General features: G+C 57.3%; 24 protein-coding genes. 11 read left to right on the forward strand and 13 right to left on the reverse strand.

Annotated elements, in window-relative coordinates; translation table 11 throughout:
- Positions 1–1,185: a TIGR03862 family flavoprotein gene (locus GOV90_RS06800; RefSeq protein ID WP_171095828.1), complete on the reverse strand. Its 1,185-nt coding sequence runs from the start codon at positions 1,183–1,185 to the stop codon at positions 1–3.
- 48 nt (positions 1,186–1,233) lie between these two features.
- On the opposite strand from GOV90_RS06800, the gene GOV90_RS06805 reads away from it, so the two are divergent.
- The gene (locus GOV90_RS06805) at positions 1,234–1,530 is read left to right on the forward strand and encodes an HNH endonuclease (protein ID WP_171095826.1); all 297 of its coding nucleotides are present in this window, start codon (positions 1,234–1,236) and stop codon (positions 1,528–1,530) included.
- On the opposite strand, the gene GOV90_RS06810 is transcribed toward GOV90_RS06805, so the two are convergent.
- The 3 genes from GOV90_RS06810 to GOV90_RS06820 are packed head-to-tail and all read right to left on the reverse strand — an operon-like array spanning position 1,531 to position 3,613.
- Positions 1,531–2,268, reverse strand: coding sequence for a VOC family protein (locus GOV90_RS06810; RefSeq protein ID WP_171095824.1), 738 nt, complete (start codon positions 2,266–2,268; stop codon positions 1,531–1,533).
- Complete coding sequence (locus tag GOV90_RS06815; protein WP_171095822.1) at positions 2,265–2,873, reverse strand: enoyl-CoA hydratase/isomerase family protein; 609 nt, start codon at positions 2,871–2,873, stop codon at positions 2,265–2,267. Before GOV90_RS06815 ends, GOV90_RS06810 begins: the two co-directional genes overlap by 4 nt.
- Positions 2,870–3,613 (reverse strand): SDR family oxidoreductase, encoded by a 744-nt coding sequence (locus tag GOV90_RS06820; RefSeq protein WP_171095820.1) that lies wholly within the window; start codon positions 3,611–3,613, stop codon positions 2,870–2,872. The genes GOV90_RS06815 and GOV90_RS06820 overlap by 4 nt, the downstream gene beginning before the upstream one ends.
- A gap of 140 nt (positions 3,614–3,753) precedes the next feature.
- Between GOV90_RS06820 and GOV90_RS06825 the strand changes: the two genes are divergently transcribed.
- From GOV90_RS06825 to lpxK, 5 genes are all read left to right on the forward strand, one after another.
- Complete coding sequence (locus GOV90_RS06825; RefSeq protein WP_171096029.1) at positions 3,754–5,268, forward strand: DUF2125 domain-containing protein; 1,515 nt, start codon at positions 3,754–3,756, stop codon at positions 5,266–5,268.
- 164 nt (positions 5,269–5,432) lie between these two features.
- On the forward strand, positions 5,433–6,779 hold the full coding sequence (locus tag GOV90_RS06830; protein ID WP_171095818.1) for a TldD/PmbA family protein: 1,347 nt from the start codon (positions 5,433–5,435) through the stop codon (positions 6,777–6,779).
- Positions 6,766–7,566, forward strand: coding sequence for a 3'(2'),5'-bisphosphate nucleotidase CysQ (locus GOV90_RS06835; RefSeq protein WP_171095816.1), 801 nt, complete (start codon positions 6,766–6,768; stop codon positions 7,564–7,566). Before GOV90_RS06830 ends, GOV90_RS06835 begins: the two co-directional genes overlap by 14 nt.
- Positions 7,563–8,801, forward strand: coding sequence for a 3-deoxy-D-manno-octulosonic acid transferase (locus GOV90_RS06840; protein WP_171095814.1), 1,239 nt, complete (start codon positions 7,563–7,565; stop codon positions 8,799–8,801). Before GOV90_RS06835 ends, GOV90_RS06840 begins: the two co-directional genes overlap by 4 nt.
- Complete coding sequence (gene lpxK / locus GOV90_RS06845) at positions 8,788–9,789, forward strand: tetraacyldisaccharide 4'-kinase (protein ID WP_171095811.1); 1,002 nt, start codon at positions 8,788–8,790, stop codon at positions 9,787–9,789. The genes GOV90_RS06840 and lpxK overlap by 14 nt, the downstream gene beginning before the upstream one ends.
- 36 nt (positions 9,790–9,825) lie before the next feature.
- Here the strand turns inward: lpxK and GOV90_RS06850 are convergent, their stop codons facing one another.
- Both GOV90_RS06850 and GOV90_RS06855 read right to left on the reverse strand, forming a co-directional pair.
- The gene (locus GOV90_RS06850) at positions 9,826–10,488 is read right to left on the reverse strand and encodes a DsbA family protein (RefSeq protein ID WP_171095810.1); all 663 of its coding nucleotides are present in this window, start codon (positions 10,486–10,488) and stop codon (positions 9,826–9,828) included.
- A 13-nt stretch (positions 10,489–10,501) separates the two neighbouring features.
- Positions 10,502–11,008 carry a DUF721 domain-containing protein gene (locus GOV90_RS06855; RefSeq protein ID WP_171095807.1) on the reverse strand — a complete coding sequence of 169 codons (507 nt, stop codon included), beginning with the start codon at positions 11,006–11,008 and terminating at the stop codon, positions 10,502–10,504.
- A gap of 81 nt (positions 11,009–11,089) precedes the next feature.
- Here GOV90_RS06855 and mutY point away from each other — a divergent pair, with 81 nt between their 5' ends.
- Together mutY and GOV90_RS06865 are read left to right on the forward strand one after the other, a co-directional pair.
- A complete protein-coding gene (gene mutY, locus GOV90_RS06860; RefSeq protein ID WP_171095805.1) occupies positions 11,090–12,145 on the forward strand; it encodes an A/G-specific adenine glycosylase in 1,056 nt (351 codons plus the stop codon).
- 62 nt (positions 12,146–12,207) lie between these two features.
- A complete protein-coding gene (locus GOV90_RS06865; protein ID WP_171095803.1) occupies positions 12,208–13,344 on the forward strand; it encodes an alkane 1-monooxygenase in 1,137 nt (378 codons plus the stop codon).
- A gap of 79 nt (positions 13,345–13,423) precedes the next feature.
- Here the strand turns inward: GOV90_RS06865 and GOV90_RS06870 are convergent, their stop codons facing one another.
- The 4 genes from GOV90_RS06870 to GOV90_RS06885 all read right to left on the reverse strand — a co-directional run bounded on the left by GOV90_RS06870 (position 13,424) and on the right by GOV90_RS06885 (position 17,340).
- Positions 13,424–14,806, reverse strand: a complete 1,383-nt coding sequence (locus GOV90_RS06870; protein WP_171095801.1) for an adenylate/guanylate cyclase domain-containing protein — start codon at positions 14,804–14,806, stop codon at positions 13,424–13,426.
- A 140-nt stretch (positions 14,807–14,946) separates the two neighbouring features.
- Complete coding sequence (locus GOV90_RS06875; RefSeq protein ID WP_171095800.1) at positions 14,947–16,047, reverse strand: site-specific DNA-methyltransferase; 1,101 nt, start codon at positions 16,045–16,047, stop codon at positions 14,947–14,949.
- 107 nt (positions 16,048–16,154) lie between these two features.
- Entirely contained in the window at positions 16,155–16,772 is a 618-nt protein-coding gene (locus tag GOV90_RS06880) for a ribonuclease HII (RefSeq protein WP_171105873.1), read from the reverse strand.
- A gap of 109 nt (positions 16,773–16,881) precedes the next feature.
- Positions 16,882–17,340, reverse strand: a complete 459-nt coding sequence (locus GOV90_RS06885; RefSeq protein ID WP_171095796.1) for a hypothetical protein — start codon at positions 17,338–17,340, stop codon at positions 16,882–16,884.
- Positions 17,341–17,516: 176 nt separating this feature from the next.
- Here GOV90_RS06885 and GOV90_RS06890 point away from each other — a divergent pair, with 176 nt between their 5' ends.
- The 3 genes from GOV90_RS06890 (at position 17,517) to GOV90_RS06900 (ending at position 20,158) form a co-directional block, all read left to right on the forward strand.
- A complete protein-coding gene (locus GOV90_RS06890) occupies positions 17,517–17,804 on the forward strand; it encodes a hypothetical protein (RefSeq protein ID WP_171095794.1) in 288 nt (95 codons plus the stop codon).
- Positions 17,776–18,477 (forward strand): helix-turn-helix domain-containing protein, encoded by a 702-nt coding sequence (locus tag GOV90_RS06895; protein WP_171095792.1) that lies wholly within the window; start codon positions 17,776–17,778, stop codon positions 18,475–18,477. Before GOV90_RS06890 ends, GOV90_RS06895 begins: the two co-directional genes overlap by 29 nt.
- A 106-nt stretch (positions 18,478–18,583) precedes the next feature.
- Positions 18,584–20,158 (forward strand): DUF427 domain-containing protein, encoded by a 1,575-nt coding sequence (locus tag GOV90_RS06900; RefSeq protein ID WP_171095790.1) that lies wholly within the window; start codon positions 18,584–18,586, stop codon positions 20,156–20,158.
- Positions 20,159–20,247: 89 nt separating this feature from the next.
- Here the strand turns inward: GOV90_RS06900 and GOV90_RS06905 are convergent, their stop codons facing one another.
- Genes GOV90_RS06905 through flaF form a run of 3 tightly spaced genes read right to left on the reverse strand, consistent with a single transcriptional unit; the run spans position 20,248 to position 21,814 of the window.
- Positions 20,248–21,042 (reverse strand): DUF1217 domain-containing protein, encoded by a 795-nt coding sequence (locus GOV90_RS06905; protein ID WP_171095788.1) that lies wholly within the window; start codon positions 21,040–21,042, stop codon positions 20,248–20,250.
- A complete protein-coding gene (flbT, locus tag GOV90_RS06910; RefSeq protein ID WP_171095786.1) occupies positions 21,039–21,440 on the reverse strand; it encodes a flagellar biosynthesis repressor FlbT in 402 nt (133 codons plus the stop codon). Before flbT ends, GOV90_RS06905 begins: the two co-directional genes overlap by 4 nt.
- Entirely contained in the window at positions 21,440–21,814 is a 375-nt protein-coding gene (gene flaF / locus GOV90_RS06915) for a flagellar biosynthesis regulator FlaF (protein WP_171095785.1), read from the reverse strand. The genes flbT and flaF overlap by 1 nt, the downstream gene beginning before the upstream one ends.
- Between the last annotated feature and the right edge of the window lie 61 nt (positions 21,815–21,875).

Below are 21,875 nucleotides of genomic sequence, written 5' to 3' on the forward strand. Positions count from 1 at the left end.
CTACCGGGTCTTTTCCAGCCAATCTGCGGCTGCCAGACCAGCCCAACGCCCCGTAGCTAGGCAGGCTGTCAGCAAATAGCCCCCTGTCGGGGCCTCCCAGTCCAACATCTCTCCGGCGCAGAACACACCCGGCAACGCGGTCAGCATCAGCCCGTCATCCAATGACGCCCTTTTTACGCCCCCTGCCGTCGAGATTGCTTCGTCCATCGGGCGCAGACCAGCGTGCAGGATGGGCAGTTTCTTTAACACTGCAACCTGATCTGGTTGACCTGTGCCGCTGCGTTTCACCATCTCATGAAACAACGCAACCTTCTGAGGCGACAGGTTCAGCGACTTTCTAAGCCATTGGGACAGTGTAACCTTCGACCGTTTCGCGCCATAGCGCGCCTCAAGGGTTTGCTGATCCAGATCGGGCACCAAATCCACAAACAACGGCTGTCCGGCACGCAAGGCTGGGGTGAGCGAATACAACCCGCCGCCCTCCAGCCCCTTTGCAGAAATTGCGGCTTCCCCGCGACTTTCAGAATCGCCTGCTATCCAACGGACCGATTTCAACGCGGCCCCAAAATGCGGCCGCATATGGTCGCTCCAATCCACGGACAGGGCAGAATTCGCAGGCTCGAAAGGAGCCAGAGCCACACCTCTACTTGCAAGAGCCTCTGACCACTGACCGTCCGAGCCAAGGCGTGCCCAGCTTGCCCCACCCAGCGCCAGTACGGTGGCATCTGGTGAAATACTGCGCGGCCCGTCGGGTGTGTTAAATATCAGCGCCTCGCCTTCCCAACCTGTCCAGCGCCAGCGGGTTTTGACCTCAACCTTTGCATCGCTTAACCGGGCCAGCCAGGCCCGCAACAGGGGCGAGGCTTTCATAACCTCGGGAAAAACCCGGCCTGTTGAACCCGTAAACAAGGGCTGACCCAAGTCACGCGCCCAGCTCTGTACTGCCTCGGAATCGAAAGCAGAAATCATCGGATTCAACCAATCCGCGGCCTCGCCGTATGCGCGGATCAAGGTACCGAACGGCTCATCTTTGGTCAGGTTCAGTCCAGATTTTCCAGCCATCAGGAACTTCCGCGCGACTGACGGTTTGGCCTCGGCCACCAGCACGGAATACCCTGCAGCGGCCAGTTGTTCAGCGGCCATCAACCCGGCGGGACCTGCTCCGATCACCACTGCCTGCGCCATTCACACCCTCTTGCCTTCGCCGCTTTCAGGCGCAAGTTTCCAACCATCATGACGAACAGCGATCCGATCTGCCCGCTCTGCGACCGCCCGATCCCCGACGGAGGCGGCAGCCTGCATCATCTGATCCCAAAACTCAAAGGAGGCAAGGGCGGACCAACCGTTCTTTTGCATCAGATCTGCCATAAAGAAGTCCATGCCACCCTGACCGAGGCCGAACTGGCACGCAATTTCAACACAATCGAAGCCCTGCGCGCGCATCCAAGGTTGGAAAAGTTCCTGAACTGGGTTCGCAAACGCCCACCCGGCTTTCGGTCAAAGGTTCCAGGCAAACGGCGCGGACGGTGATCAACCCGGCAGGATCGGATCACCAAAGGCGTCAGTCAGAGGTTCAGGCACGCCTTCGATTTCAATGCCCTGATAATCTGGCACAGGCGCAAACTGAGCCCCCGCAACGTGCTGAAATTCCAGCGTTGTATAGGGCCGTTTCCACAGCCATTCCCGGTTTTCAACCGACCACAGATCAGTGTTCGGAGGCGTTTCCTGCGTGAAAGCATAGAAATGCAGGTCAAAGCCGTAAGGAGCAACCTCTTGCATCGATAGCAACGACATGCCCTGCCCGCGCCAGAATGTATCTTCAGCCGCGATATCCCCGGTCCGCAAAGTGATCTGACCGATCCGCGCCTGCGCGAACGGCGCATTGGGATCAGCAGCGTGCAAAGGCCGGTTGCCTTCGAAATCATGTTGCAGCAGCTCGATGACAAAGCCTTCAGGGTCGGCCAGATGACACATGTAGCCGATATCCAGGAACTGGTTCGGATCGCTTACCGGAACATCCCGCGCGCGCAGATGGGTCGCAGCAAGATCAACATCCGGTACGGTTATGCCGATTTTCCAATAACGCTGGCCCCGGTCATGCGTGTATCCACCGCCGTCGGGCAGCAACAGAAGGTCTGCATCCTCGCCCGCATAACCTACACGAACGATTGCGCCTTCTTCCCTGACGGACATGCCCAAAATGTCTCGATAAAAGGCCGCCAACTGGCGCGGATCATCGACCCGCAGACGCAGGGCAGAGATCCTCATGAACACAACCTTGCGATTCCGGCGGCAATCTTCGGGTCGGCGTTGACGCTATCGGCCACCAGATCGCGTGCGGTTTGCATCAGGTGATCAGGCTCGACAATCCGGTCTACCAATCCAAACGCATAAGCCTCTTGTGCAGTGATCTTTTGACCCGCCATCAGAATCAGCTTTGCGCGCGCCGGTCCAACCAAAGCTGTCAGCCTTTTGGGATCGGAGGGTTGCGGCAGAAATCCCAGTTTCATCACAGGATAGAAGAATTTGGCCGAGGGCACCGCGATACGCAGATCGCAGGCCAGGGCCATCCCGTTGGCCCCACCGGCCAGGGTTCCGTTCAACGCTGCAACGGTCAGGCAGGGCAGCGCGGCAATGGCGCCAGACAGACGCTCCCAGACATCCGACGTGGCCAGACCGGCGCGCGCCTCATCAAGATCGGCACCAGCACTGAACACCTTGCCTGCACCTGTCAGGATCAACGCCTTTGCCTCGGTCGCAGCTTCGGCGATCTCAGCCAGTTCCGCCAGCATCGCCCCGGTCAGAGCGTTGGCTTTGTCCGGGTTGTTGATCTTGGCGATCCAAAGACCATCCTCTTTGGTCAGATCGATCATATCAGCCCAACCCGTTTGCGGATCTCTTCCAACCGCAGCGAGATTTCGGTGCCCAAAAACTCATTCGCTTCATCGGAACACATCCAGAGCAGCGCCCGCGCGGGCCAGTCTGCGGGGATGTGCACATCCCAATCCAGTTGACTGACCGGATTGATGCCGCTGGCCTTGATCGACCGCTGCATATCCGTGGCCACGGTTCCCGGTGACAAGCCCATAGCGCGAATGCCGTTATGGGCCTCTTCCAGATGTAGACATTCCGTCAGCATTTTTGCCCCGGCCTTGGAGGCGCAGTAGTGGCTCCAAGCTTCAACCGGGTTTGATGCCGCCCCGGACGAGATGGTCAGAATGCTTCCTCCGCCAGCGGCCCGCATGATCGGCAGCGCGGCGCGCATTCCGTAAAAGACACCTTTAAGATTGATGTCGATCGCCTTGCTCCAAGCCTCTACATCCGCGTTCGAGAGATGAAAGATCGGATCGATCACACCGGCATTACCAATTAAAACATCCAACCCACCGAAATGATCCACGCACGTGGCCACAGCCTGTTCGACCTGCGCAAATTCGCTGACATCACACGCCAACGCGATGGCCTGATCGCCCAGCGCAGCAGCCAAAGCGTCGATCTGGTCGTGGCTGCGCGCCACCAAGACGACATTTGCCCCGGCCGCGGCAAAAACGCGCCCCGCTTCGGCCCCGATTCCCCGGCTGGCCCCTGTAATGAGTACCGTTTTACCCTGCATCTGCCCCTCCTCGCGCGCTGCAATTGCTGTCGGCTACAGCCGTAGCGCGGAAACGGGGAAAGGGTCCAGCCCTTGCCCCCTTGACGATACCCGCCACAAACCCGACCATGCGCCACAAATTGATCAAGAAGGGTTACCTTATGTCCGTTTTCTTACGCCGCAGTTGCGGTGCAGCTTTGGCCTATGCCTTTGCCACTCAGGGTGCGTTTGCCGACCTGACGGCTGATGATGTCTGGGCCAATTGGCAAGGCTATTTCACCTCGATGGGATACACCGTCACGGGCGACGAAAGCTCGGCGGGTGGCGTAACTACCATTTCGAACATGACACTTTCATTGGCACTGCCCGAAGAAGACGGGCAATTCCAAATGGTCATGCCAGAGATGACGCTGACGGAAAACGGCGATGGAACCGTGACTGTCGGTGTGCCGGAAAGCTTTCCAATGGTCGTCACGGGTCAGGCTGAGGAAGGCGACTTTTCGGCGACTGTGAACTACACTCACAAACAGTTGAACATGGTGGTTTCGGGCTCTCCCGAAGACATGACCTATGACTACGCCGCCGATACGCTGGGTGTAGTATTGGAGTCGATCGAGGTCGAGGGCGAAGCGGTCCCGGATGATGTCTTTAACCTGGCGGTTGAAGCAAGTGACCTGACAGGCAGCTCACGCATGCAAATCGGTGAAAACCGCGATCTCACCCAGACGTTCAACGCAGCCAGCCTGACCTACAACATGAACTTTCAGGATCCTGAAAGTGGCGAAACCGGTTTGATCAATGGTCAGCTGGACCAACTGGCGTTCGAGGGCGAAAACGTGTTTCCGAAAGACATTGACCTTTCGGACCCACAATCTTTCTACGAAGCCGGTTTTGCCTTCGACGGCATCTTTACCTACGCTTCGGGCAGCACCGACCTGAGCGGCACCAGCGAAGGTCAGGCGTTCTCGATGAACAGTACGTCGGAAGGCGGACGCTTTGCCGCCACCATCGACTCTGAGAAACTGGTCTATGATATCGACCAAAACAGCACGAAACTTGCGGTGACGACCGCAGACCTGCCCTTCCCGATTGAGATCTCAATGGCCAAGGCCGGGCTCAACTTTGAGTTCCCGGTTCAGCAATCGGACGAGGTTCAGCCGTTTGGGTTGGGATTCAATCTGACCGATTTCACGATGTCAGACGTGCTTTGGAGCATTTTCGACCCCGCAGGTGCGCTGCCGCGTGATCCGGCAACGATTGCCCTGGATGCAACCGGAACGGCAAAGGTTCTGATGAACATTTTTGATCCGGAAATCGACATCGAGTCAGACGAAGCTCCGGGAGAGCTGCATTCTCTGAAAATCAACGAGCTTCTGGTGTCTTTGGTCGGTGCGAAACTGACAGGTGATGGCGATTTCGCGTTCGACAATTCGAACACCGAAGAATTTGACGGTCTGCCCAGCCCAAGCGGCGTTGCGAACCTTCAGCTTGTCGGCGCCAACCAGTTGATCGACACCCTGATCGGCATGGGCATCATTTCGGACAATGACGCCTTGGGCGCCCGGATGATGATGGGTCTGATGGCAGTTCCGGGCGAACAACCCGACACACTGAACTCGACCATCGAATTTACCGAAGATGGCCAGATTCTGGCAAATGGTCAGCGCCTTAAGTAAAGTTGGGAAAAGGGCTGCATACCTTGCAGCCCTTTCTTACGTTTTCCACCCAAAATCACTGTAACCGGGTGGGTTCTTCAAAATCCTCATCACACAATCCGGTCACGGGTCTTGCGACACGGGCGGTCCAAGGCTAGGTCGTTGGACATAAATCCGGAGGCCACATGACCCGCACACCAGAAGAAATCAGCCAGCAATTGCTTGATGTGGCCCGCAAGGCAGGCGCGGAGGCAGCAGATGCCATCGTGCTTGACGGCTCCTCGGTCGCGGTTGAGGTGCGCAGCGGCGCACTGGAACATGCGGAACGCTCGGAAGGCACAGATCTGGGGCTGCGGGTTTTTCTGGGCAAACGGTCTGCCATCGTATCCAGTTCCGACAGCCGCCCGGAAACCCTGCACGCAATGGCTGAACGCGCTGTGGCCATGGCCAAAGAAGCCCCTGAAGATCCCTTTTCCGGGCTGGCAGAAAGTGACCAATTGGTAATTGATTGGGATGTGCAATCGCTTGAGATGCTGGACCCAACCCCCGCCCCATCCGCCGAAACCCTGATGCAGGATGCTCTGACAGCCGAAGCCGCAGCAATGGCTGTGCCGAGTGTCACTCAGGTCTCAGATGCGGCGGCAAGCTATGGAACCCACCGCGTGCATCTGGCCGCCACAAATGGGTTTACCGGCGGATACGAACGCAGCAGCCGATCTGTGTCTTGCGTTGCGATTTCGGGCGAAGGCACCGGGATGGAACGGGATTACGACGGCGACAGCCGGACGTTTCAGTCCGACCTGCGCAGCGCCGACGAAATCGGGCGCACGGCAGGCGAACGCGCCGTGCAACAGGTTGGCGCACGCAAGCCCGAAACCGGCAGTTTCCCAGTGTTGTTTGATGAACGCATCTCGTCGTCTCTTATCGGCCATCTGCTGGCCGCCAGTAATGGCGCGGCTATTGCGCGGGGTGCGTCCTGGCTGAAGGATTGTCTGGGTCAAGAGGTTTTGCCCGCGCACCTGTCCATCATCGAAGACCCCCATCGCCCGCGGATCTCGGGCTCGCGCCCTTTTGATGCCGAGGGCTTGCCGACACAGCGTCGAGCGATTGTAGAAAACGGTGTCCTCACTGGTTGGACGCTGGACCTGTCCAGCGCCCGAAAACTAGACATGGTGTCGACAGGTAACGCCGCGCGCGGCGTGTCCGGCCCGCCGTCGCCCAGCAACTGGAACCTCAGCCTGACGCAGGGCGAACAAAGCCGCGCTGATCTGTTGCGGGATATGGGCACCGGCTTGTTGGTCACGTCCATGATCGGATCGACGATCAACCCCAACACCGGTGACTATTCCCGTGGGGCCTCTGGGTTCTGGGTGGAAAACGGCGAAATCACGCATCCGGTCAATGAATGCACCATCGCAGGTAATCTGCGCGACATGCTGCGCCGGATTGTTCCGGCCAATGACGCCCGTCCATATCTGTCGCGCGTGGTTCCGTCGTTGCTGATCGAAGGAATGACACTTGCCGGCAACTGACCTGTCCCTGCTGATTGACGCAGCGCTTGAGGCCGGCAAGATCGCCACACGGTATTCCGGGACGCAGGCGCAGCGCTGGGATAAACCCGATGGCGCCGGTCCGGTGACCGAGGCCGATCTGGCCGTGAATGCAATGCTCGAGGAGCAGTTGCGCGCCGCACGGCCGGGATACGGTTGGTTGAGCGAAGAATCTGAGGATACGGCAGAACGGCTGGAGTGCCGCAGTGCCTTTATCATCGATCCGATTGACGGCACCCGCAGCTTTGCCGAAGGCGCACGTACTTGGGCGCATTCCATTGCCGTCGCCGATGAAGGTCGGGTGACGGCTGCTGTGGTTTACCTTCCAATGCGGGATCTGCTCTATGCCGCCGCCCAAGGAAAGGGCGCTACGCTGAATGGTGAGACGATCACCATTTCGGCTATTGCAGACTTGCAGCGCTCGGAAATTCTGGCTGCCAAACCAAATCTCGATACACGGCATTGGCGCGATGGGCATGTGCCCCATTTCGAACGCGCCTATCGACCGTCGCTGGCCTATCGCATGGCTCTGGTCGCGCAGGGACGGTTCGACGCGATGCTGACACTGCGCCCCAGCTGGGAATGGGACATCGCCGCCGGTGATCTGATCATCCGCGAGGCAGGCGGTATCTGTTCCGATCGGGCGGGGCAGCCCTTGGTGTTCAACAATGCCCACCCCAGGCTGAACGGTGTTATCGCTGCGAATGCGACGCTTCACGAAGAGCTGTCAAAACGGCTGGATCCAACCGGACCCGGGATCGGAGCATGAGCAAACCGCGATCTTTGAGCCTTGCGGCCTACCGGGTTCTGTCATGGGGAATGCGCAACAGCGTCGGGCAACATACCGACCTGCCACGTCCCGAAGGCGAGCTTCTCTGGGTCCATGTGGCCACTCCGGGTCGTTTGCGCGCGGTGAACGATTTTTGCCACCGGATGCTGCAAGTTCGATCCGATCTGAACTTCGTCCTGACAACGCCGCCTGACGTAGATTTGGACAGCTGGCCGCAACATGATTTCCCGCTGGTCAACCTGCCTCAGGACCAAAGCGGTGCTGTGCGTGGCTTCCTGGATCACTGGCGTCCGTCTATGGGGCTTTGGGTGGGCGGTGATCTGATGCCGAACATTCTGACCCGAGCCGATGAACACAACATCCCGCTTGTACTGTTCGATGCTCAGTTCAGCGTTACCTTACCCCGAAGCGCACGCTGGTTGCCGGATATCACGCGGGCCACGTTTGACTGTTTTCAACACGTCATGACTGCATCGCCAGAAACAGCGCGCCAGATCCGCCGACTGGGCATTCCATCCGCCAAAGTCCATGAATCGCCCCCCCTGCGCATCAGCCCCAACCCCAGGCCATGGCCCGAAGACGAGCTGATTGAAACCAATCACACCCTTGCCGGGCGACCCGTCTGGCTGGCAGCCTGGGTTCAAGACAAAGAATTTATCTCAGTTCTGACGGCACACCGGCAGGCCCTTCGCATGCTGCACCGGCTTGTCCTTGTGTTGCACGTGGCTGATGAACTAGAGGTCGGGCCGCTGAAACGGCGGCTTGAAACTATGGACCTACGCTGCGTCAATTGGGACGCCGGAGAAGAGATTGAAGATACCACGCAGGTAATACTGACATCGGACCCAGAAAACCTGGGCCTGTGGTGTCGCGTGTCCGCCGTCACTTTTATGGCCAGTTCGCTGGAGCGCGGCGCGGGCGGTCGTGATCCCTCTGAGTCGATTGCATTGGGATCTGCTATAATTTACGGGCCGTTTGTTCATCGCCACGACGCTTTGTATTCTCAGCTGCGGCAGGCTGGTGCTGCCAAACAGGTCAAGACAGCAACCGAACTGGGGGATGCTCTGATCGAACTTCTTGCACCGGATCTTGCGGCAGGCATGGCATTGGCGGGATGGCAGATGATAACCGAAGGCGCACCACAAGCAGATGCCCTGATCGAAATGGTGCAGGATATTCTGGATCAGCGGAGTGCAGAACATGCGGGCGCCTGATTTCTGGAGCACCGCGCCGGATCATCTGGACATCAGGGCGCGTCTGCTTGCACCGTTCGGTCATCTTTATGCCGCTGCCACGGCCCGCAGGGTCGCTTCAAAGGTCGGTGAACAGCCGGGCGTGCCGGTGATCTGTATCGGCAACCTCAATGCCGGTGGGACTGGCAAGACACCTACGGTGATCTGGACCCTCGAACAGCTTAGAAATGCATGGCACGAGCCACATGTCGTCACGCGTGGGCATGGGGGGTCGCTGGAAGGCCCGGTGCTGGTCGATCCTGCCAAACACACCGCCGCCGAGGTCGGAGATGAGCCGCTGTTGCTAGCAATGTTTGGTGAGGTTTGGGTCGCCAAGGACCGGGCTGCTGGTGCTCGGGCGGCTGCGGCTGCGGGCGCGACGGTGATCGTGCTGGACGATGGGTTTCAAAACCCTTCGGTCGCCAAAGATTTTTCCATCATCGTTGTCGATGCCCAACGCGGATTTGGAAACGGGCTTTGCTTGCCCGCCGGTCCTTTGCGCGAACCTGTGAACGTTGGCTTGCAACGCGCCGATCTGGTGCTGTCACTAGGCGATAAGGCCGCGCAGAAGGCGTTTTCTTCGCAATGGAGCACACAAGTGACCGTTCCGCATGTCGCCGGAGTCATTGAACCTTTGCAGACCGGTATGGATTGGACAGGGACGCGCGCACTGGCCTTTGCAGGTATCGGCTATCCCGAAAAATTCTTTCAGACCCTGCGCCGTCTGGGTGTCGAGCTGGTGCGGGCCGAAGCATTGGACGATCACCAGCCCCTGACCCAGGCCTTGATGACCCGGCTGGAAAACGAAGCACGTATGTTAGGGGCTCAGATGATTACGACCGAAAAAGACGCTGTGCGCCTGCCCCGTGCTTTCCGTAGCAAAGTGATCACGCTGCCGGTCCGGCTGCAGATACCAGAAGGCGAAAAGGTGAAGGAAATGCTGCTAACCGTAGCCCCGTCACCTAAGTAGGTTCGGCCGACCCCATTGGGGTCGACCGGAAGAAGATCAGCTGCCAAGCTCGGCTTCGATCAGCTTCTTAAAATCCGCGTAGGATTGATTGTCGACCTTCTTGCCGTTCACAATGAAGGACGGCGTCGACTGAATGCCGTCGCGCTCAGCGTTTTCCTGATACCATGCAGCAAGCGTACGCGCTTTGGTGCCGTCTTGCAGGCACGCTTCAAGCTGATCGCCGTCGATCCCGGCCAAACGACCGATCTTGCGCAGCTCGTCAACGATCTCAGCCGGACCGCCCGCGCGTGTCCACTCGGACTGCTTCTCGTAGATCACGTCGGTGAGGCCAAAAAACTTCTCTGGTCCCGCGCAACGCGCAACCATCGACGCCCACAAACCGTAACGGTCAAAATACACCTCACGATAGGTGAATTTGACCTTTCCTGTATCGATAAAGTCTTTCTTGAGTTGCTTATACGCGCCCTGATGAAAATTCGCACAATGCGGGCAGGTGTAAGAGGCATATTCGATGATCTCGACCGGTGCGTCTTCGGCACCCTGCACCATTTCGATGATGGTCGAGGTATCAATATCCGCCTCCTGCGCCTCGGCAGTGCCCACCAACAGGTTGGACGAATTGGAATTTGACAGCGACAGCCAATAGCCGCCAGCGGCGACGGCGACGGCCGCACAGATTACGGTTGCAATACGGCTCATTCTCAGCCCTTTCTCAGCGTTTCTGTTTGGATAAAACGTTGCATGCAAGACGTTCAAGAGCCGCGCGCAAATCTTCATCATTCACGTCGCGTGACACTTTGTCTGCTTCTGCGGCAACGTCAGGTGCAATCTGGGGTTTTGCCTGCTTCGGCTTGTGGTCGAAACTGGCTTGCCCCTCGGCAAATCCGGTCGGGGCGGTCTGGGTGATGCGGATGCGGCTGATGGCGTTGTATCCGTAAACCGCGTTGACCTTACCGCGCAGTTGTTCCTTCTGCATTTCCAGCATCGGTGCGTGCGGGCCGGTGGTCAGCACGGTCAGGGTCGCGCCGAAACCACCCTTACCATAGCCCACATTGACAGGGCGCGCGATGGCAGCGGTGTCCTGACCCACAATCTCGGCCCAATGGGTCAACAACCGCGACACGGCAAAGCCCCGGCTTTCACCGGCGCGCCGGATCTGATCGTTCAGCAAAGACGCGGTGCGTTTGAACCCGCGGGTCGAGGAACGTCTGCGTTGCATCTGGTTTCCCACTCCTACACCGCTATTGTAATAGGCAGACCATCGGGTGCCAGCGAAACCCGACAAGGAGATGAATAAAACTTGCGTGATTCCCCTGAATTCACCGTCAGCACCCCGCTTTTAGAGTGGTATGACCGCCACGCGCGCGACATGCCATGGCGCGTCAGCCCTGCGGATCGGGCCGCCGGGGTGCGCCCTGACCCCTATCGGGTCTGGCTATCCGAAGTGATGTTGCAGCAAACCACCGTGGCGGCAGTGCGGGACTATTTCCTGCGTTTCACAACCCGCTGGCCAACGGTTCAAGCGCTTGCCGCTGCGCCGGATGAACAGGTGATGGGGGAATGGGCTGGGCTTGGGTATTATGCCCGTGCCCGCAACCTGCTGAAATGCGCCCGTGCTGTGGCGCAAGATCACGATGGCCGGTTTCCTGACACCTATGAGGCGCTACTGAAACTTCCCGGCATTGGCCCGTATACCGCCGCTGCGATCTCGGCCATTGCATTTGATCAGCCCGAAACAGTGCTGGATGGCAATGTCGAACGGGTCATGGCCCGATTTTATGACATTCACGATCCTTTGCCAGGGTCCAAACCTTTGCTGAAAGAAAAGGCCGAGGCTCTGACGCCGCCCACCCGACCCGGGGATTATGCTCAGGCTGTTATGGATTTGGGGGCCACGATCTGCACGCCGAAATCTCCGGCCTGCGGCATATGTCCGTTGCGTGACCCCTGTCAGGCCCGCATCGCAGGAACCCAGGCCGACCTTCCCCGAAAAACGCCGAAAAGGCCCAAACCCACCCGTTATGGCCACGTCTATATTGCGCGTAAGGCAGACGGGGCCATGGTTTTGGAGCGTCGGCCGGATAAGGGCCTTCTGGGCGGAATGCTGGGCTGGCCCGGATCAGAGTGGAACGATGCGCCAGCCGAAAGCGCCCCGTTCCCGGCAGATTGGGCGATCCTGCCGGCTGAAGTTCGCCATACCTTCACGCATTTCCATTTGATACTCAGGGTTTGGGCCGCCGATATCGAAGATGACAACGTCCCCGAGCACCTGACAGTGTTGGACAAGCATAGTTTCAAGCCCAGCGATCTGCCCACGGTGATGCGCAAAGCCTATGATCTGTGGAGACAACAATAAGACCGCTGTGCAATCCATTGGGTCGCGGCTAGGTTATGTTCGAAAAAGTCGGAGCAGAGAAGATGATCGCAACAGGCACACTGTCCCGCTGGCAGTCCGCATCCCCTTTCTGGGTGTCTCTGCTATTGATCCCGCTAATCTGGTTCACCGCAATTGCCGGAGGCTGGTGGGTCCTGTTGATCCCTCTTTCGACTTGGTGGGCGTTTGCGGTTCTGGACCGGATCACCGGCCTGAACGAGCAGAATGCAGATCCGGAGACATCTGATGATGTGTTGCACTGGTACATCCTGCTGACCAAGCTCTGGGTGCCGCTTCAATTCCTGACGCTGTTTGGTTTGATCTGGTATGCAACCCACACCAACCACCTGTCGACGCCCGCAAAAATCGGTCTGTTTTTCGGTATGGGCGTCCTGTCCGGTACAATCGGGATCAACTACAGCCACGAGCTTATGCACCAGAAAAGCCGGGGCGAACGGTGGCTGGGTGACATCCTTTTGGCCATGGTGCTGTATTCTCATTTCCGGTCCGAACATCTGCTGGTCCATCACCGTTACGTGGGCACACCGCGCGATCCGGTGACGGCCCGGTACAACGAAGGGTTCCACCGCTTTTATCCCCGCGTTCTGTGGCAATGCTTTTTGTCAGCCTTCAACGCCGAACGCGACAAGTTGGCCCGTAAAGACCGGCCATGGACGGATCGTTCCAACCCGTTTTGGCGATACTGGGCCCTGCAAGGCGCGATGCTGGCGCTGGCTGCGCTGATCGGAGGGTGGGCTGGTTTGGCCCTGTTCCTGCTGCAAGCCGGTGTCGCAATCTGGCAGCTTGAGCTGGTCAACTACGTCGAACACTACGGCCTAACTCGTAAATACCTGGGCGACGGTCGGTACGAACACGTCTTGCCGCGTCATTCCTGGAATGCGGCGCATAAAGCGTCAAATTGGTTGCTGATCAATCTGCAGCGCCATTCCGACCATCACTACAAACCCAACCGTCGGTTTCCCCTGTTGCAACATCACAGACCAGACTCAGCCCCACAATTGCCGTATGGCTATCCGGTGATGACCGTTGCGGCGATGATCCCTCCGCTTTGGCGGCGGGTGATGAACCCGCGTGTTCGGGAATGGAGACGTCACTACTATCCCGAAATTACGGATTGGCACCCTTATAACAAGGCTATGAACCAGATGCCCAAAGCGTGACCGCAGCGCGCGTCTGCGCGCTGTCTGGCCCAACTGTCAGCACGGCATCTTCGATGCTGTTCTGATGGGCGGGAGGGTTTCAGTTCTTCATCACCCAGATATTCATCGGAGCCTCTACCCCGCGGACAGATTGATCGCGATGTGCAGTGAAACCTTCCATCGCATCTGGCACAGTGGGATTTTCTTCGGCTACCCGTTCCCGCACAGCATCGCTGACAACTATGTTTGCCTGAAACTCGCGCGTCAGCGCTTCCAGCTTGGCCGCCACATTAACCGCATCACCGATCACTGCGAACTCCAGCCGGTTGGCGCCGATGTCCCCCAAAACGACCGAGCCATAGTGCACCCCAATACCAACTTGGATTTCGGATTCTCCCGCACGCCGACGATCCAGATTCCAGCGGTCGATCACCTTCACCATCGCGCGCGCGCAGCCCAGCGCATTGCTTGCATCCAAGGGCGTCGGCACCGGCGTGCCAAAGGTCGCCATCAGCCCGTCACCCAGATACTTGTCCAGGGTTCCGTGGTGCCGGAACACCTCGGTCTCCATTCGGGCGTGGAAGCCCCGCAGCACCTCGATGACCTCATAAGGATCACGGCCAGCGGCGTATTTTGTGAAACCCACGATGTCGATGAACAAGACCGCCACATTCTCTTTACGGACCTGTTTCAGCGGTTCGTCATTCTGGCTGAGTTCATCCACCACGTTGGGTGAGAAATATCGCGACAGATTGGCCCGTTCCCGTTCCAAACCGGCGTTGCTCATCAGCAGCTGGTTCAGTCGCCGCATCGAGATACCCAATGTCACTGCAACCATGACAAAAACGATGACCTGCTGGATACGCTGCGGGGCCATGAAGCTGTTGGGGTCCAACAATTCGGCAACGTCCGGATAGCCCTGCAATGCCGTTGCAACCTTTTCGCTGATCCCCGGAATGGGTGTCGCCACCCACCAGGCAATGATCCAGCCCGCCGTCCACATCATCGCGGTCCAGGAGCCGATGGCAATCACCGTGCGCCAAGAATAGGCCAGAGTCCCAGCAGCGAGAATGATGAAGAAATATTGGAAGTTATCGAACCGATATTGCATCGCCAGCGGCCGGACATCATCGCTGAACGGGTTAGGTACGATCATTCCAAGCGTCATGATCAGCAGATCGACGAAGATCAAAAACAGCTCGGCACGGGATTGCCCAACGCGACCGGCCCGACGGATCAGCCAACCGTTCGCGCAGATCAAAAGCAGGATGAAGTGATACCAAAGCACCTCCCACTGCGGGTTCAGGAAAATCAGAAGAACGCCAGTCAGCGCCATCGCCACCCAACGGGCACGCACGGCCAGTTCCAACCCTTCGCGCTTATGCCGTTCTAACGCGGCCTCGGTATATTTGTTATCCAGATCGTATGTATCAGGCTGTGTAAAAAACAGGCTGCGGCGGGGCTGCGCGGTCGTCTCGGTCATGGCCGTGATCTTTCTTGCAGTGTCAGGGTCATTGTCATGCAATCACTGTTGATGCCAAAACAAAAGACCCCGCCGTAGGATCGGCGGGGCAAGGCTTAGTGCCTAGTGTCAGGCCACAGGCACCGGCGGTGTTCTTGAAATCAGTTCATCTCGGCCCGGATCTGCTGACGCAGAACGTCGATGGGTACGGTTTTTCCATCACGCTTGAAGCACCAGTATGTCCAGCCGTTGCAGGAAGGGGCGTTTTCCAGATGCGCGCCAACCTGATGGATCGAGCCTTTGACGTTTTGACCGACCAGCGTGCCATCGGCGCGCACTTTGGCCTTGTGGCGCTGGTTCATGGAATACAGCTCTTCGCCGGGTCTCAGCATCCCACGTTCGACCAGTTGGCCAAAGGGTACGCGCGGTTCGGCACGTTTGCTGGCGCTGACTTCCAGCGCCTCGCGGTCGAACTTGCGCACCTTGGCGATGCGTTTCTCGGCCACTTTGCGATAGCTTTCCTCGCGCTCGATACCGATGAACTCGCGACCTAGCATTTTGGCGACTGCACCGGTTGTACCTGTGCCAAAGAACGGATCCAAAATCACATCGCCCGGATTGGTCGAGCCAATCAATACGCGGTGCAACAAGGACTCTGGCTTTTGTGTTGGATGCGCTTTGTCGCCGTTTTCATCCTTCAGACGCTCATGCCCGGTGCAGATCGGCAGCACCCAGTCACTGCGCATTTGCACGCCTTCGTTCAGCGCTTTCAAAGCTTCATAGTTGAAGGTGTATTTTGCACCTTCGCGCTTGCTGGCCCAGATCATCGTCTCATGCGCGTTGGTAAAGCGTTTACCCCGGAAATTCGGCATCGGGTTCGACTTGCGCCATACAACGTCGTTCAAAATCCAGTACCCCGCGTCCTGCAGGGCCGAACCCACACGGAAAATGTTGTGATAAGACCCAATAACCCAGATCGCGCCGTTGGGCTTCAGCAGTCGGTGCGCCGCCTTCAGCCATTCGCGGGTGAACTGGTCATAAGCCCCAAAGCTGGAAAACTGATCCCAGTGATCATCAACCGCATCCACCTGAGAGTTATCCGGGCGGTGCAACTGGCCTTTCAACTGCAGATTATAGGGCGGATCCGCAAAAATCAGGTCAACCGACGCCTCGGGGAGACTGTTCATCACATCGATGCAGTCCCCGGATAGAATCGTGTTTAAAGGGAGCGCTTTTGCGCCCTTTTTGGTGGTCGTTGTCATATCACTGCCTCAAGTATCCACGGCGCTTTTGCGCTCATTTGGTTGAGACAAGGATGAGTCAAAGACGATTCGCCGTCAATTTCTTTTTTGAATCAGCGACTTACGATTTACTCTTGATACAAGATATTGTGCACCGGCTTGAACGAACGTCTATGGTGTGGGGTCACGCCAAGATTTTGCAGCGCTTCTTTGTGTTGTTTTGACGGATAACCGGCGTTGGTTTCCCATCCATAACCCGGATGCTGTTGCGCCAAATCCACCATCACCTGATCGCGCCAGTTTTTCGCAAGGATTGAAGCGGCCGCAATCGACACCGAACGAGCATCGCCCTTTACAACAGCCTGCGACGGGATCTTCATACCACGCGGAATCATATTTCCGTCGATCAGCAGAAAATCGGGGGCCGGTGTCAGTGCCTCGACCGCGCGCAGCATCGCCAGATGCGAGGCCCTCAGGATGTTGATCTCATCAATCTCGGCAACCGTGGCCTCTGCGACAGCAAACTCGGCGCTGGCGCGAATCTCTGCCTCCAGTGCAGCCCGACGTTTTGCAGTTAGCTTCTTAGAGTCATTCAACCCCTCGGGAATATCCTTTGCGTTCAGAATCACGGCGGCGGCAACAACCGGTCCGGCCAAAGGGCCGCGCCCGACCTCATCCACTCCGGCGATACGGATATGGCCCCGCTCCAGCAGCGCTTGCTCAAGTTCGAAATCTGGCTTTGTCATGCCATCGGAAAACCGCGTTTCACGCAGCACCGCAAGTAAAAAGAGAGGGCAGCCCACACTGCCCTCTCCAACGCGGCACTTCTTTGGCACCGCTCCTGCTCAACCGATGTTACTGGTAAACGACGCGGTATCCTTTCTGGCGCAGGCACGCAGGTTCGTATGCCCGCTTGACCTTTTTGCCATTCCAGAAACCAACCTTGCACTCTTGGGGCAGGCTATTGGCATGTTTGTAGTGTTTCTTGAGGCACTTCGGACCAAGCAACAAATGGTCCTGTGAATAGCTGTTATACGTACGCAAGCAGCGCTGGGGCAGATCGTACCGGGCTACGCGCGGCGGCAATGGGCGCACCGGCTGGGGCTTGTAAGGTTTCGGAGTATACGTTTGATGGCGTGCCGCCCGGTTCCTATCCTTTTCCTTATTATAATAATGAACTCCGGCCCCGATGATCGCGATAGCCGCCAGACCACCCAGAATGTCCTTGGCATCCGCTGCCCGCGCCTGAGAGGCCGAAACGCCGGTAATGGCAACCGCGGTCGCAATGATCAAAGCGATGAATTTCTTATGCATGAGGCGTGTCCTTCTGATTGTTTGGGCGACCATGTGACAGACCGCGTCCTGATTGCCCTGACACTGGGGGCAGCCGTTCCTGCCAAGCAATAACGGCCCGGTGTTATCGGATATCAGATCCCGCAAACCTCTTAGGTTATTGAATATCGCAGCAACTCATGCGCAGGATGCGGCCTATGAAACAGATCCTCTCTTCTCTGACCTTTGTGGCCCTGATATCGCTTGGCTCTGCCGCGTCTGCGGCGGATTGCTATGCGGATTACAAGGCGAAAAAGGACAACCCTCTGCGTTTGCATTACGGGGTTATTCAAGTCTCGAACTGCGATAAGGGTCAGGCCAAAGCAGAAATCGCCCAGCGCCTGAGCGCGTCAGGCTGGACCCTGCTTGAGGTTCAGTCCGTTTTTGGACCAGAAGGGTTGGATCAGAGGAAGGGCAATGCCGGACAATTCTATCTCCGTTTCTGATGCGCGCCGGTCGGGCGTCCGGCTGGTTGTGCTGGGCATCGCTGCCATCGTTCTTATTCTGATTACGGCCGCCATTTTTCTGTTCTGGACCTTGCCAGATGCAAATGCGTTCAATGCGCGTGTCGAGCGTTTGTTTGTCGAGGCTGACCTGACCTCGCAAACAGAAATCCGGTTACTTGAGATCTTGGCCCAATCGGGCACAGCCTTTGCCGACACCTTGTCCAGCTACCGGATGGTCATCTACGTATTACTGGTTTTCGCGAGTGCGATGATGATCTCGGCACTGGTCTTTCTGGTGATGCTGGTTCTGATGAATCGACGCATGGCACAGATCGAACGCACCGGCATTCAGGTGACATCCCTGCTGATCAGCCGTGAGGAAAACACCGTTTACCTTAACAATATGGATTTCAAACTGACGCCCGCCGCCATGGAAACCCTTTCCGTTCTGGCGGAATCCCGGCTGGATGACGAGGTTCTGTCCGGTGCCCAGATCGAGGGCATGATTTCCGGTCGTGATGCTGCCGATTGCGACGAAGCCGCAGGCGCAACGCGGATCAAACGGCTGCGCGACGCGCTTGGAAATCAAATGGTCAGCGAACTTTTGGTCAAGAATATCGCCAAGAAAGGCTATATGCTGTCCATAGAAAAAGACGTCATTCAGATGGTTTGATCACGTGGCAGCCCACGCTCGCATTCGGTAAAATCCCACTTCAGCCTCTTGGAAAGTGGGATGGGAACGCCCATTCTGTATATACCAAAGGCAAGGGAGGTCGCTTATGAACGTCCACGCCGCACCAAAGATGACCGGTTACGGAATCTCTGTCGAACCTCTGAGCGGCAGGATTGCGATTTACCGAGATGACGTCCTTTTGGCTGAAAGCACAAATGCCAAGGTTATGTATGAAACGCGCTTGCCGCCCACGGTTTACGTGCCGCGTGCGGACGTATGTGTAGATTTGAGCGCAGAAACCGAACTGCAAACCTTCTGCCCGTTCAAGGGCACCGCCACCTATCACGACATCAGCCTGCCAGGTGAAACGCTGGCCAATTCCGTCTGGGCCTACGAAGACACTTTGCCGGAAAGCAAAGCAATACAAGGCTGCATCGGTTTTACAGCTGGCGCGTATACACGGATAGATTTGGGCGACAACCGCCTGCGCGAAGTTGATGATGGCAACATAAGCGGGCCTCTGATTGATTGGCTGATGCGCGGTGCGTCTACAGCCACGACACCAGAGAGCTTTACCGAAGCACTAGCTGAAAAAATGCTGGAGCACGGTATCGCGATCCAGCGTCTGAGTATTTTGGCATGGTCCCTACACCCCCTGATCGTGGGCAAGCATTATATCTGGGAAAAAGGCGAAGGAGAGATTCTGACCCGAGCACCCACCTATGAAATCTATGATCATCCGGCCTTTATCAACAGCCCACTGCGCCATGTTTCGAACGGTCTTGGCGGCGTGCGGCAACGGCTGAACGATGACAACCCGCATAACAGCTTCCCGATCATGGAGGATTTACGGGCCAAAGGCGCAACCGATTATGTGGCCATGCCGCTGCCATTTTCCGATGGGCGGACAAATGTTCTGACGCTGACCTGTGATCATCCGGATGGGTTTACCACGGAAAACCTGGGCCTGGTGTTCGAGTGTTCTGCGGTGATCGCTCGGTTCTACGAAGTTTTCATGCAACGTGAAAACGCGCAGGTTTTGCTGGAAACATATGTCGGCAAACGCACAGGCGCCCGCGTTTTGGGCGGAGAGATCCGGCGCGGCGATGGGGATGAGATCGACGCGGCGATCATGTTCTGCGATCTCCGCAACTCGACAAGCCTTGAAGAGAGACTGGGCCGAGCCGCTTACATCAATGTGTTGAATGCGTTCTTTGAAACGGTGTCGGGCATCGTGCACGACAACGGAGGAGAAGTTCTAAAGTTCATTGGTGACGCTGTTTTGGCCGTCTTTCCAGTTTCGGAAGAGGACGCCACGACCGCTCGGGTGAATGCACAACGTTCGGCAATTCAAATCGTGGAAACGTTGGGTGAACTGCGAAAAGACGGCTCTGATGCACATTGCGACTGTTCAATCGGCGTGGCTTACGGGCGCGTGACTTATGGCAACGTGGGGTCGCGCGAGCGCCTGGATTTCACGGTTATCGGTCAAGCCGCAAATATAGCCGCGCGTTTGGGGGAATTTGGCAAAACAAAAGGGCATCGGATTGTTGTGTCCGAAGACATTGAACCAGCATGCTCCAACGCTTTGCCGCTGGGTGCGGTAGAGTTACACAATGTGTCTCAACCAGTCGTATCTTACGCCTTGCGCACTGCGGCGGATGCTATACTGGACGGCTAAGGCTGATACTTGTGCTTTGGCAATCCATCTGGCGTCCGGTGATCCAGCCCAACATCAGACGCAATCCGACCTCAGGCGGAACGTTCCGTTCACACAGCCCCAAGCAGGATCAACGCAGTCTGTGCCGGTGAAATCGTGTTCTGAAGCTGTGCAATCTGGCTGCGGGCCAGATAGGTGTCGGTCAGTTCCGTGACAGCGTTCTGATCCGAGAACTGCGCCAGATTTTCTGATCCGGTCAATTGAAACAACCTGTCTTTGAATTCGACCAATTGCGCATCAATGTCCAGCTGAGCAAAGGACGGAGGCAACCCAAGCGCCGTCTCCATCATGCTGCGCAAGGGCGGCAACCCCATCAGATCGAACCACTTGGTATCGGCACTTGACGTGCTGTTTGCCAGCTCTGCAAGCTCCCGCTGAGCATAAAGCGCGATACGCATCGTCTCGTCCGAAGCGCCTACGGCGATTTCGAACCGAGCGGACAAATTGGCCTGCGCAATTTCTTCCATATTTGTTCTAAGCGCCGTTTTCCTGACAGCCCCAGGGCCGAACCCGAAAGCGTCTGAAAACTCGCGATACCGCTTGTCTGCAAGGCGATTTGACAAAGCGTCGTCAGCCTGCGTGCCATCTTCAAGGATCTTTTGAACAAAAAACCTGTTATCCAAATCGCCTTCCAGTCCGAACGCACCCAAAGCGACCTGCAACAGTCTGCGATCCGATACCAGGTCTTCTGCAGATTGAACTTTGCCAATGTTTTCCATGAAATATTTCGTCTCTCGATCATTCGCCGCTGACGAGGAAAAGCTTTGAAACTGGCCTTCGTAAGTGCGTTGAAGAAATCGCCAGCCAACGATTCCTCCGGAAGGGACAACAGGCTGAAAGGTCATTGCTGATACGCCATCAGGCGCTCTTCTCTTGGCAGAAGCGAACGGAGGGACTTGAGGCATTTGTAATAGTGCTCGGCCACCAGCGCGTCGGTGGCCTCAGACAGAACGCGGCGGCTGTCTGCATCCGTGAAAACCTGACTCAACTCCTCTACGCGGCGCAGCAGTTGCTGCCGGGCGTGTTCCGGTTCCATGTCACCAGACAAGACCAATTGTGCTGCATAACAAACGCGACGCACCGGCGTGTTGGCTTCGTCCGGATGGATCGCATCCTTTAAACGCAGGACATTGGCCTGCGGCGTCATGATTGAAAACCTGCTGCGGCGATCCCCGTTTTCGATAACCACGCCGTTGATCAGCACTCTTTCTTTCGGGGCAAGTTTCAGGACCAGTCCACTCATTAAGTTGCCCTCATCTGACGCAGGCCGCGCAAGACAGCCGTGTTGATTTCCAACAATGGCTCAACCGCTGCCCCATCTCCCAATACACGACTGCTGTGTTGTTCGGTAAACTCGGCAAGGTAGAATATCCGCGCCCGCAGATCGTTCGGCAACGCGTTTGCGGAATCCGCAACGCCTGTTGCTAGTACCCCCCAAAGCCGCCGATTCTCATGCACCGCCTGCGCAAAGGCCGAGAAATCCGTCGCTTTGCGTGCTGTTGCAGCCTTGAGGCGCCGCGTGATTCTGGAGATTGCTTCATATTCGGTATCGCGAGGCGTCCTCGTTGGCGTGGCGGTTTGCGCATAGCTGTGTTGAGCGAGGGTTTGCGGTGTCACTTGAAATCCTTCCAAAGGGTCGCCGTCAGGCGATCAGGGCCGGGGCACAAAAACCATGCCC

The sequence above is a fragment of the Ruegeria sp. HKCCA5929 genome (assembly GCF_013034525.1).
Lineage (GTDB): Bacteria > Pseudomonadota > Alphaproteobacteria > Rhodobacterales > Rhodobacteraceae > Ruegeria.